Annotated in this window: 8 protein-coding genes; 2 read left to right on the top strand and 6 right to left on the bottom strand. The window is 34.2% G+C overall.

From position 1 onward, the window contains the following. Together WCG23_02205 and pheT are read right to left on the bottom strand one after the other, a co-directional pair. Positions 1-1,041, bottom strand: coding sequence for a S8 family serine peptidase (locus WCG23_02205; GenBank protein ID MEI8388677.1), 1,041 nt, complete (start codon positions 1,039-1,041; stop codon positions 1-3). Between the two features lie 73 nt (positions 1,042-1,114). Further along, positions 1,115-3,577 (bottom strand): phenylalanine--tRNA ligase subunit beta, encoded by a 2,463-nt coding sequence (pheT, locus tag WCG23_02200; GenBank protein MEI8388676.1) that lies wholly within the window; start codon positions 3,575-3,577, stop codon positions 1,115-1,117. A gap of 267 nt (positions 3,578-3,844) precedes the next feature. On the opposite strand from pheT, the gene WCG23_02195 reads away from it, so the two are divergent. Next, positions 3,845-5,875: a methyl-accepting chemotaxis protein gene (locus WCG23_02195; GenBank protein ID MEI8388675.1), complete on the top strand. Its 2,031-nt coding sequence runs from the start codon at positions 3,845-3,847 to the stop codon at positions 5,873-5,875. Between the two features lie 136 nt (positions 5,876-6,011). Here the strand turns inward: WCG23_02195 and WCG23_02190 are convergent, their stop codons facing one another. Then, entirely contained in the window at positions 6,012-6,890 is an 879-nt protein-coding gene (locus WCG23_02190) for an SDR family oxidoreductase (GenBank protein MEI8388674.1), read from the bottom strand. 62 nt (positions 6,891-6,952) lie between these two features. Further along, on the bottom strand, positions 6,953-8,551 hold the full coding sequence (locus WCG23_02185; GenBank protein ID MEI8388673.1) for a pyridoxal-dependent decarboxylase: 1,599 nt from the start codon (positions 8,549-8,551) through the stop codon (positions 6,953-6,955). A gap of 206 nt (positions 8,552-8,757) precedes the next feature. Between WCG23_02185 and WCG23_02180 the strand changes: the two genes are divergently transcribed. After that, positions 8,758-10,335 carry a 5'-nucleotidase C-terminal domain-containing protein gene (locus WCG23_02180; protein ID MEI8388672.1) on the top strand — a complete coding sequence of 526 codons (1,578 nt, stop codon included), beginning with the start codon at positions 8,758-8,760 and terminating at the stop codon, positions 10,333-10,335. Between the two features lie 13 nt (positions 10,336-10,348). Here the strand turns inward: WCG23_02180 and WCG23_02175 are convergent, their stop codons facing one another. Next, a complete protein-coding gene (locus tag WCG23_02175; protein MEI8388671.1) occupies positions 10,349-11,194 on the bottom strand; it encodes a metallophosphoesterase in 846 nt (281 codons plus the stop codon). Positions 11,195-11,218: 24 nt separating this feature from the next. Next, a protein-coding gene (gene prfB, locus WCG23_02170) for a peptide chain release factor 2 (GenBank protein MEI8388670.1) occupies positions 11,219-12,317 on the bottom strand; the annotation gives its coding sequence in 2 pieces (ribosomal slippage) (positions 11,219-12,247 and positions 12,249-12,317; 1,098 coding nt in all). Positions 12,318-12,563: the final 246 nt, after the last annotated feature.

Genomic DNA, 12,563 nt, shown 5'->3' with positions numbered 1-12,563 from the left:
TTACTTGCCTTTGGCGTTACCCATTTTTCTTCTTAAATATTTTCCAAGCGCGGTAGGAGTGGCAAAAGAAGTTCCTTGTGCTTTATTTATAATAAAAGCGGTTAATAATGACAAAAAAGATTTATTGCTTGAAGTATCTTTTGCAAGAATTTCCGATTTTTTATCACCATTTATATCATAGCCTATTAACTTTCCATTCTTATCTTTAACTTCATCTATAGGATAATCACCTTGTTCCCATTGACTAACTAAAGAGTTATCAACAGTATAACCGGTTTTTGTTTTCCTGTCTTCTTTCAAAGCACCTACTGTCGTAACACCCTTTGCAAAAGAATAAAGATTAACAGAATTTACTCCTTCATTTCCTGCTGCAACGTAAAAAGGTATTCCTCCTGATGTTATTTTTTCAATAGATTCCATTCTATCATTACAAGACTTAATTTCCGGCAGTTTATTGTTTTTGAACCATTTGCGAATTTCATTTTTGTATTGAGACAAATTTTCTTTTGTTAAAGGCAAACCCGTTACTTTTGCGAGATTATTAATTCTTACTGATTCTCCCATTGACAGATTTACAGCATCTATTTTTTCTCCGCGAACTACTGATTTAGCCAGCTCTTTCAAGGCGATTGTTGCATCAAAGCACATAATTTCATCAGGATTTTCTATTATTTTTTTTGCGTCTTCACCAAATAATAATTTTTCTTCTTCGCTGCCTTTATACAAAAGAGTCTTTGCATTTTCTAACTTCTCGATTGTTTCTTGTTCAGTATTTGGTGTTAATTTTCCTCTTTTAATAATATTTGCTGACGGACATTGAGCTTTTATATATGTTCCTACAGCTTCCCCATGAGTCATATCCGGAGTTAAATCATATGAATCAACAGGAATTGATTTATCTCCATATATATCAAATACAACAACATTCGGATGTTTTTTTTCAAAAACAGAGCTGTCAGCTGTTTTACTAAAAACAATTGCCGGTTTGATTAATTTATCTTTTGCAATTTTCGAATGTCCATCAATTACAAAATCAGCCATAAAATCTCTTTTCCCTCTAAATTCCCTTATTAATATAAAAACAAAATAGAGAGAAGAAGTGCTTAATTTATATTTATTCTCTGAAACTTGCCTCAGAATAAGCTTTTTTAAGCCCGTCTCTGATTTTTTGTATTTCGGTATCAATTTTTTCGTCTGTCAAAGTAGCTTCCAGGTCCTGCAAAGTTATTCGAAAAGCCACGCTTTTTGAGCCTTCCGGCACATGCTGCCCTTGATAAAGGTCAAAAATCTCAGCTTTTTTAAACAAGTTTGAAGAAGCTTTTTTAACGGTTTTTGTTATATCCTGACAGGAAATATTTTGCGGAATAATAAACGCAATATCTCTTGTAACGGCAGGAAACTGCGGAAGTTGTTTAAATCGAGGTGTCGCAAAACTCAAATTGTCTAAAAGCAAATCTAAATAAATTTCAAAAACATAAACCGGCTGGTTGAACTTGCATTTTTCTATCGTATCGGGATGCAATTCCCCGAAAATTCCAATTATTGGCGAATTTTTTGCAGAAAGTTTTATTTTAGCAGTTCTGCCGGGATGAAAATATGAAACATCCGAAACAGCTTCATATCCGACTCTTGAGTCTATTTTAAGCTCTTTTAACAGAGTTTCTACAACGCCTTTGAGAGCATAAAAATCGACTTCTTCTTTGTTTTTCCATACGCCTTGATTAATATTTCCGCTTATTGCTCCTGCAAGAATTCTTTTTTCTTCAACACCTGTGTTTTTTTCATCAGTGTTTCCTTTATAGAAAAAAGTTTTGCCAATTTCGTAAATACAAAGGTTTTTTTGTCCCTGATCAAAGTTATGTTTGACAACTAAAGCAATATTAGGAATTAAATTTTGTCTTAACATTGTATATTCTTCAGATTGAGGATTGGTAACTTTTATCGACTCGCTGTCATTGTGTTTAATCCCAATCCAGTCAAGAATAGGTTTTCCTATTAAAGAAGACGTTACAACCTCCCTGAAACCTTTTGCGATAAATATTTTGTGTATTTTATCGATAGTTTGGGTTTCTTTTGATACTTCAGCAGGCTGTGTATTTTTTGGCAAAGTGGTTTCAATCTTATCATAGCCATGGATTCTGCTTATTTCTTCAATAAGGTCAATTTCTCTTGTAACATCATTGATTCTATAACTTGGAACTCTGAATTTAGCAGAAAAAGTATTTCTTCCAAGCGTTTCAAAGCCCAGATTTTCAAGAATTTCAACGCATTTGGATTCAGGAATTTCTGTTCCCAAAATCCTTTTAATTTCGCTAAATCTAAGAGTTATATCAATATCAGGAAGTTTATTCTCGCCTGTTTCGGAAATTCCGATGATTTTAGCGTCTGCATATTCTTCCATTAGCTGCATAGCCCGCATTAAAGCAGGTCTTACGGAACCCATATCAACTCCTCGTTCAAATCTTGCCGAAGCTTCCGTTCTTAATCCGACACTTCTGGCAGATTTTCTTGTTGTTTGAGGGATAAAATAAGCCGATTCAAGAGCAATATTTTGGGTTTTTGCGTCAACTTCGGAAGTAAAACCGCCCATGAGTCCTGCTAATCCGACATTTGCCTGCTTTGTAGCAATCAAAACAGACTCTGTTGTTAACTCTCTTTCAGCTTCATCAAGAGTAACGGCCTTTTCTCCCTGATAAGCCCTTCTTACCGATAAATAATTTTCACCCAGTTTATCCGTATCAAACGCATGAAGAGGCTGACCGTATTCAAGCATTACATAGTTTGTTATATCGACTACGTTGCTTATACTTCTCACGCCTGATGCTATAAGCCTTCTTGCCATCCATTCAGGTGCCGGTTTTATTTTTACGTCTTTTATAATACCTACGGAATAGTATTTGCAGGTATCAAAATCTTTTATTTCAATGGAAAAATCTGGATTATTACCGTTTTGATATGATTTAACTTTAGGAGATTTAAGCGATTTATTAAATATTGCCGAAATCTCTCTGGCTATTCCAAGCACAGACATCTCATCGCCACGATTTGCGGTGGGCGCAACATGCAAAACATTATCTTCCTTAATTCCGAGGACTTCTTTTATATCCTGACCGGGCTTTATGCCTTCTTTTATTTTATTCAGAATCAAAATGCCGTCATCTTCTTGAAAATCTGTGGTTTTTAAACCCAGTTCTTCGGCAGAACAGAGCATTCCCTGTGATTCTACGCCTCTAATTTTTGCAGGCTTCAGAGAGAATTTTTCGCCTGATTTCCTGTCCATAACTTCAGAACCTACTGTTGCATAAGGAATAAGCTGACCTACAGCAATATTTTTTGCTCCACACACAACTGTTTTTTCTTCCGTACCGTTAAAAACCTTTGCCAACTGAAGTTTCTCCGCATCAGGGTGCGGGCTTATTTCACGAATTTGCGCAACGACAATGTTTGTAAAATCAGCACCGATTTTTTCTATTTCTTCAACTTCTAAACCACTCATAGTAAGTTCATGAGCAATTTGTTCAGGGCTTAAATTTGATATATCAACATATTCGTTTAACCATTCTAGAGAAACCAGCATTTTATAATCCTTTCAGGGTTTTATCTTTTTTAGGCAAAAATATAATCTGCCTTAAGATTATAATATAAAGACTTTTTTTTCAAAAATATGATAAAGTAGAAATTGCAATAACTATAGTTATAAAGCAACTTCCAAAACATTAAGTTATTCTTAATAAACTAATATACAGTAGAAAATGTTTTATAATAAATATTATTCTTAAGAGAAGAGATAAGTATAAAGAAATTTGCATTAAATTAGTTACTAATAAGGAAAGAAGCTTTATTTATGAAAAAAATGTTTAATTTTAGTGTTCTAATTATGAACAAATTGAAGTATGCTCAAAAATTTGCTTTATTAGGTTTGTCTGTTGTTATTCTTACAGTCGGAATAATTTATTTGTTATTATCTAACTTACAATCACAAGCTGATTTCAGCATAAAAGAAAATCTTGGCTTAGAGTATATTAATCCTCTAAGAAACCTGCTTTTTAACGTACAAGACTACAGGGATTTGTCATATCAAGGAAAAACCCCTTCAACAGAAGAAATAAACAAATATGTTAAATTAACTGATGAAGCAGACAAAAAATTAAACCAAACACTTCAAGTTAAAGAAGACTGGCAAAAAATAAAAACTAATTTACAAAATGCAAATGATTTTGATAAACAAACAGTAGTTGTTAATCAAGTTATCACTTTAATAAGTCATATTAACGATACATCAAACCTTGTTCTCGATCCTGATCTTGATACATATTATTTGATGGATGTTTATAGCTTAAAATTGCCTAATTTGCTTGAAAAAATAAATCAGGCAAAAATTTTAGGTACAAAAAACTTAATCGGGAATGAAAATAACCAAAAAGAATTAATACAACTTTCCACGCTTATAGACGAAATAAACGAAATTTTAAAATCGGATATTTCCGTTGTGTACGGATTTAACCCATCTACAAAAACTGATCTCGACCCTTCTTTTAATAATGCTTATTCGGCAAACAAAGAATTTCTTGTTTTATTGAATAAAATTATTGATAAAAAAACTGTTTCTTTAACGCAGTTAAAATCAGCTTCAAGCAAGGCTTTAAGCAACAACATGAAATTTTATGATTCTGTTGCCCAAAAAGAAGGACAGTTAGTTACAAAAAGAGTAAGAAAATATGAAGATCAGAAACCTGTAGCAATTTTCTACACATTGTTGGTTCTTTCTATAATCGGATATTTATTTGCCGGTTTTTACTTATCTTTAACTAACGCTTTAAAGAACATGGAAACAAATTCTTTAAAAATAGCGGAAGGCGACTTAACAATTAAAATTACTCCGGAGACAAAAGACGAAGTTGCTGATTTAGCTGTTATATTTAATAAAATGGCTGAAAATTTAAAAATATTAATTCAACAGGTCTCTATATCAGTTGAAGAAATTTCTGCGGGTTCGGAAGAATTAAATGCAGCAGCTGACCAAACAGCTCAGGGAGCGCAACAAGTTTCGACAAGCGTGGAACAACTTGCAATAGGAACACAGCAGATTTCGAAAAATATTGAAGCAGGAGCTTCAAATATTAATAAAATGAATAAAGTACTTCAAAATATTTCTGGAGAAGCGCGTAGTATTTCTGAACTTGGGAATAACACTGAAAAAACTGCAGCCTCAGGAAAAGAGCAGGTTTATAATGCCGTTGATAAAATGAAAAGCATTAAACAGGCTACAGGGGAAATTTCATTAACCATAGATTCTCTTGGAAAATTAAGTTCGGAAATTGAACAAATCCTCGAATTAATTAAAAATATTGCAAGCCAAACAAATCTTCTTGCTCTTAATGCGGCAATAGAAGCAGCCAGAGCCGGTGAACATGGAAAAGGCTTTGCCGTTGTTGCAGACGAAGTAAAAAAGCTTGCAACTCAATCAGCAGGAGCAACAGACAAAATTGCAAACATGATTAAAGAAATTCAAAGTAAAACAAATTTGGCTGTTACAACAACAAATAAAGCTTCAAAAGAAGTTGAGGACGGTGTTTTAGTAATAAATGAAGCAGGAAACGCTTTGGTTGATATCATAACTCAAGTTAAAAAAACCAATAATGAAATCCAAAGCATAAACAAAGATATTGACGGTGTTACAAAAAACTCTGACGACCTTGTTCAAATGATTGAAAACATTGCCGAAGTGACAGAAGAAACAGCCGCAAGCGCAGAAGAAATTTCCAGCACTACAGAAGAACAAACCGCAAGTCTTGAAGAAATCAGCGCAAGTTCAAATTCTTTAGCCAGAATCGCTGAAAATTTACAAAAACAAATTACTATATTTAAAATTTAAGAAAATCAGCTCTAAAAAATAACGAATCTTTAGTTTACTCGAATTATTAAATCGCTAAAATCGTCATTGCGAGCATAGCGAAGCAATCTATAAGAAATAAAATGGGTTGATTCATAAATTTAATCGGCAATTCTGGTTAATTAGTCTCAAACTCGCATTTATCAAGTCCGACACGTTTACAAATAAATGTGTCTATAAGAGAATCCGGCAACTTTGTTAAAATTTTCGAGAGAAAATGCGCATCTTGTCCGACAAGATAACGTGTTTTAGGCTTTTTGGAAGTTAAAGCGTGAAATATTGCATTGGCTACTTGCTCGGGAGCTGATCCGCTTCTTTCAACCCTTTTCAAAGTTCTTTCTAACAGGTTCCGGTAAACGGCACCGTAATATTTTTCGGCTTCGGAAGGCATTTCTGCGACTATTTCTTCCACGAGGTTTATTGATTTTTGCCAGATAGGAGTTTTTATAACACCCGGCTCAACAATAGAAATCGGTATTTTCCACGGTCTTAATTCTCTTCTTAAGGAGTCTGACAAGGCTTCAACAGCAAATTTTGAAGCAGCATAAGCACCTTTGAACGGAAAAGCGGTAAATCCCGCTATAGAACTTATATTTATAATTCTTCCCTGTCCTTTTCTTATAAGCGGAAGCATTTTTTGAATAACGCTTATTTGCCCGATCACGTTTATTTCTAGCTGAAGCCTTAACCTGTCTATCGGCAAAAACTCTAGCGGACCTGCTACTGCTATCCCCGCATTATTCACAAGACCGTAAAGTCCCTTATCTGCTGTTATTTCCGAAATTTTGTTAAAAGCCCCGTTAACTGAATCCTGATTTGTTACATCTATAAAAATCGGTGTAATATCCGGGTTTTCTGCTTTTAAATTTTCTGCATCTTCTTGCTTTCTAACCCCTGCAAAAACATGAAACCCCTTTTTTGCAAGGGTAATGGCTGAAACTTTTCCTATTCCGGAAGAAGTTCCTGTTATAAAAATATATTTTTTTTCTCCAGACATTTTTTCACCTTTTAAATTTTGTACAAGATTATTTTATTACATTATAAGTTTATTTAAAAACTTTATCTCCAACCACGTTCACGTTCGCTTAAAAAAGCTGCTTTTCGAGTTGTTTTTCGTTTGAGTTTTGCGGATATTTTTTCGGCATCAAAAGCATCAGGCTCTTTAAGCTCACTTATAAACTCGTCAATCTGCTCTTTAGTTACCGAATCCATAGTAAATATATGTGCATAATGTCTTTCTTCATCATTAATTAATAGGGTCTCGCAAGAAAGCGAATGTTTATAAACAATCCTGCCATTAGGTTTTCTAAAACGTACTGTTAACGATAAAGGTGTTCGCTCAATAAACAAATCAAGCTCAGGGTGGTATTTCTGAACTGTTTTAAGCTGTTCTTCCGCATAATTTGCAAGATTTTCGCAACGCACAGCCCTGTCAATTAAATTCTGGTAAGAATTTTGAGCAAGAAAATCCCACAAAATTACAGGTGATAAACCATTACGGGATCCGGCAAACGTGGTATCGGGAGAGCCTATATATTCCGGAGCATCAGGGGGAATTAACTGATATTTAACCTTTGTCATAAAAATCCCGCTTGGCCATGGAGTCCCAACCCATTTATGCCCGCTTGTAACAATAGAATTAACATACGGAAGACGAAAATCAAAAATCGGACCTCGCTCGGCTATTTCGCCCCGATTATAAGCCATTTCCAGAAAAGGCATGTATGATGCGCCTAACGCACCGTCAACATGAATCCAATAACCGTTGCGAACATCCGAATGCCCTTGCTCATCATAAATAACTTCCCTATTTACCAGTCCGTATTTCTCAAAAATCGGCATTAATTTTTCGCCTATTGCTTGAACATCATCATAAGCACCCTTAAAAGTTGTTCCATAATTACAAACAACGAGGATAGGATACCCCTTTGCTGCAAAAAACTCCACAAGAATAGAGAGTTTTTCTACATCTATTGCCCCTGTTCCCTTGCTGCCGTTCAATGACGGTACTTCGAAAAAGTCTTTCGTCCACTCTCCTGTCAAACTTAGAGGATTTTGGCACGGATAAAGATTTTTGCCTATATCATAAAAAGTTGGAATCTGAAGAACACGCATTGCTTTAATGATTGAATAATGAGTATCTTCGGAAAAAAACGCTACAGGCCTGTAAGCATTTGGATTGCCCTGTGAAGAAAGCGCATGAATATATTGTGTCCTGTGTTTTCCGTTTTTATGTTCGTTTCCATTATCAATCAAAAGTTTTTTCCCTGACAAATAATCTCTGGCATTCCAAATTCCGTAAAGGTTTCCTTCTGTACTGCCCATTGTTAATGAATAACCCCAATAACTCTCTGGATCTTTAAAATCATGAGGAGTCTTTGCATTCCAGAGTTTGGCATAATAATCCAGTACAGCTCTTTCTATAGCTTTGCTGTTAGGTGTATAATTCCCTGAAACAAACGGATCTCCAATATTATTAACGTGAAAATTTAAAAATTCTTTTATATCCTCTTCATAATTTAATGTTTGGACATTTTGATATCCCAAAAAATGCTTACTTTGCTCGTCAACATGACCAATATACTCATTCAACGCTTTTTTGCGATCGCTTAAGCTCAGCCCTTCCGTGGATAATTTGAATATTTTTTCATCAATCATTTTTTCCATCCTGTTTTTATAAAGATGAAATTAATTTTAAAAGCAATATTAAGATATTAAAATTCGCTATTTGTATAAATATTTTTATATTAAAACAAATCAAAAAAACTGTTCTTAATTATTCTTAACATTATATGCTGTACAGGTAAATTTTTTTATGTTTGGGTTTTACATAGATAGAATCTACTATAAAAGAGAACTCGACAATGTTTCCCATATCTTTCAGAGGCAATACAGATTTTAATGTTTTATATTTCAATGATGTACACGCCAAAGTAGACAATATAAAGCACTTTAAGACTGCTGTTGATGAATTTGACAGAGAAAATAAAGACAAAAGAACTCTAAAATTTGCCGGAGGAGATATAAATTTTGCCAGTGATTTAGAGCCAAATATTTTACTGATTAAATTAATGAATTTAATCGGATTAGACGCTTCCTGCGCAGGAAATCATGAAATAGAAGGCGGCAACTACTGGGCTAAAGCTATTGAAATAGCAAAACCAAGTTTTAAATTCCTGTCAGCAAATCTTTCTTTTTCAAAACCTAACGAAATGGAAAATAAAATAGCAAAATCAACAGTTATTGAACGAAAAGGAGAACGTGTCGGCGTTATCGGGGTTACTGCTTTTGATTCTGCGGAACTTATTTTTAAAGCAGATTTTAACGATTATGTTTCTGTAAAAGATTTTGAAAAAACAGTAAAAGCAGTAAAACAAGAAGTAAAAATATTGGAAAAACAGGGTATAAACAAAATTTTCTTATTAGCCCATACCGGAGAAAAATCCAAACAACATTTTGAATATTACAAAAATCTTGCAAAGATTGGCGGTATTGACGTAATTATTGGAGGACATGATCATAAAAAAGTCGACAGCTGGTCTGTATCAGAACGAGGCGAACCCGTAAAAGTTGTATCCGCTGAAGCTGCAAATGATGACAATAAAGATACCGAGGACTTAGGGACTTTTGGAATTTTGAAAACTGTATTTAATGATGATGGGGTTCTGATACCCGATAAATGCAAAAATAAAATTAAAAACACAAAGGAATATCCTATATCCACAGAAGTTGTAAAATTAGAAGAAAAAATCCTGCAAAATAATAAAGTGATAAGTTATTCCAATCAAAGTTTAGAATGCAAAAAAAGAAAAACAGAAGAAAATCCTGTTGCAAACCTGTTGGCTGATTCAATGCTCTGGATAGCAAATAAAATAAGCCCGCAGTCTAACATTCAAATAGCACTGATAAATTCAGGGGAAATTAAAGCAGATCTTCCAAAAGGTGAGATTACTACAAAAAATATAAAAGATGCTTTTCCTTTTACCCATAGTGTAACTATGGTAGAAGCGACTTTTACAAAAAAACAATTATTTGATGCTCTTAATTGGGGCGTAGAAACCTCAACATTTCCTAAACCAACCCTTGGTTTATTACAGGTCGGCGGTATGAGATATACGATTGGTAAAGATAATAAAGTAAAAAATGTTTATTTAATCAACAAAAATGGTAGCCTGGGCGAATGTTTGGATAAAATGCCTGACAATAAAAAATACACGGTGGTTTATGATACCTACCTTATGCAAGGTGCAAGCGGAATGTCCAGTTTGAAAAAAGAACCTCATGAACCAAATGTTAAAATTTATCCTTTCAATCACCAGAGCGGACTTCTTGAATATTTAAAACAAAATTTTTCAACTAAACCTTTTGAAGTTAAAACCGGTCGCATTGAGAGAGAAGCTTCAGGTTTAAAACCTACAGAAAAAGAGCCGGTACATTGTTAAAAATAAAAATAATTTATTTGCTTTTAACAGTGATAATTTCAATTTCAGGGACGACTTTAAATCTCACAGGAATTATGCTTGTGCCAATACCTGTACTGACAAATAAATCTTTGTTATTTTCATGCACATGACCGAAAGCATAACGCTGACCAAAGCCGGATGGGACAACTAATCTGCCGAAGACAGGAAGATTTACCTGCCCTCCGTGTGTATGTCCTGATATAGTCAAACTTACCCTTTCAGGCACAAAAGGGAATACATCGGGATTATGACTTAATAATAAAACAGGACTGTTGTCTTTTACTTTACTTAAAGTCGTATCAATCTCGGGAAACCTTTCCATTAAATCTGCAACTCCTGCAATCCATAAAGGTTTACCATTAATAAGCAATTCTTTGACATTGTTTTCTAATACTGTTATTTTTTTATTTTCTAAAACTGCGTCAACTTTTTTCCCGTTATATTTCCAGTCATTATTTCCAAGAACAGCTATTATTCCGTATTTTGATTTTAATTTTGATAAAATATCAGCCACAAGCTCAGGTTTTACAAATTTTTCTCCAATAACACCATGACTTACAAAATCACCCGGTAATAAAATTAAATCCGGCTTTTCTTTATTGGATAGTTCTACAATTTTTTCCAGCTTTTTAGAATTGATAAAAGGGGCGCCTGCATGAATATCTGAAATTATAGCTATTCTGAGATTATCGTGTTTTTTATTCCAATGATTAAGTTTTATAGTTATTTTATTAACAACAATCTCATTAGGTTCAATAAAAAAACTTATAACAACCAAAATTAAAAAAGCTAATAATAGTAAGATTTTTATGATGTTTTTAAAAGAAAAGTTTTTCATTTTTTTTGTTTGCCTTCTTGCTTTTTATGAGTATTTCTTCAGATACGCTTCAATAAATTCATTAATTTCACCGTTCATAACAGCATCAACATTTCCTGTTTCATAATTTGTACGATGGTCTTTTACAAGACTGTACGGATGAAAAACGTAAGACCTTATCTGGCTTCCGAAATTTACATCCATAGCTTCACCTTTAAGCTCAGAAGTTTTCTTTTCATGCTCTGCCTGTTTTAACGCAAGGAGTTTAGAAGCTAATAACTGCATGGCGTTTTCTCTGTTCTGAAGCTGAGAGCGTTCCTGTTGACATTTTACGACAATTCCTGTCGGTTTATGAATTATTCTTACGGCAGACTCAACTTTATTTACGTTTTGACCTCCTGCGCCGCCTGCTCGCATAGTTTCAATTTCTATTTCATCAGAATTAATTTCAACTTTTGACTCAATATCGGGAACAACAGGACTAACTTCCAGTGAAGCAAAGCTTGTTTGACGCTTGCCGTTAGCGTTAAAAGGAGAAATCCTGACTAACCTGTGAACTCCTTTTTCTGCTTTTGCGTAGCCATAGGCATATTTTCCGCTGACTTTTGCAGTTGCGCTTTTTATTCCTGCTTCTTCCCCCTCGGAGGTATCAAGGATTTCCGTTTTCCATCCTTTTGCTTCAGCCCACCTGAGATACATCCTAAAAAGCATTTGCGCCCAATCCTGCGCATCAGTCCCGCCAGCCCCCGCATTTACCGTCAAAATAGCATCCGAAACGTCATACTCGCCTCCGAGCTTTTTCTGAAGTTCCCATTTTTGCAATTCCAAAGTCAATTTTTCAAGACTCTCTTCTATTTCCTGATAAACAGACACATCTTGCTCTTCTTCCGCCAGCTGAATGAGAATTTCAACTTCTTCAGCCTGAGTTTTCCAGTTTTTATATTCTTCAAAAGAGTTTTTAATTTCGCTTAATTCCTGCGAAAGTTTCTGGGCTTCGGCCGGATTATCCCAAATATTGGGTTCCTGAAGCTTTTTTTCAAGCCTGCTTATTCTGTTTATTGATGACTCAGGGTCAAAGACAGCCTCTAACCTGACTCAAAATTTCGTTAATTTTTTCAAGCTCTTTTTTATATTCTATGGTCATTTATTTATCCTTAATTTTTTTTACATGTACTAAAACAATTTTATCACTCATGCTTTTTACAAATAAATATTAAATGTAAAGTTTTGTTAAGAAATTTTGTAATTTCAGAAATGCACGTTTAAATTTGTTCCTCAAGGGGAAAAAACATTATATGCAACCAGTGAAAATCTTCCTTCAATCCTTCTCTCTAATTCCTCTCTCTAATATGTGATAGACTTATCGGCGAAAGCCGGTTTTTTTTGCTTA

This window comes from bacterium (genome assembly GCA_037147175.1).
In the GTDB taxonomy this organism is placed as follows: domain Bacteria; phylum Cyanobacteriota; class Vampirovibrionia; order Gastranaerophilales; family UBA9971; genus UBA9971.
Note: the sequence above shows the minus strand (reverse complement) of the source record. Positions and strands in the feature narration are given on the sequence as shown.

What these genes read in the sequence shown, in the direction of transcription:
- WCG23_02205 (MEI8388677.1), bottom strand. Translation starts at nt 1,041, where the DNA reads ATGGCTGATTTTGTAATTGATGGACATTCGAAAATTGCAAAAGATAAA.
- pheT (MEI8388676.1), bottom strand. Translation starts at nt 3,577, where the DNA reads ATGCTGGTTTCTCTAGAATGGTTAAACGAATATGTTGATATATCAAAT.
- WCG23_02195 (MEI8388675.1), top strand. Translation starts at nt 3,845, where the DNA reads ATGAAAAAAATGTTTAATTTTAGTGTTCTAATTATGAACAAATTGAAG.
- WCG23_02190 (MEI8388674.1), bottom strand. Translation starts at nt 6,890, where the DNA reads ATGTCTGGAGAAAAAAAATATATTTTTATAACAGGAACTTCTTCCGGA.
- WCG23_02185 (MEI8388673.1), bottom strand. Translation starts at nt 8,551, where the DNA reads ATGATTGATGAAAAAATATTCAAATTATCCACGGAAGGGCTGAGCTTA.
- WCG23_02180 (MEI8388672.1), top strand. Translation starts at nt 8,758, where the DNA reads ATGTTTCCCATATCTTTCAGAGGCAATACAGATTTTAATGTTTTATAT.
- WCG23_02175 (MEI8388671.1), bottom strand. Translation starts at nt 11,194, where the DNA reads ATGAAAAACTTTTCTTTTAAAAACATCATAAAAATCTTACTATTATTA.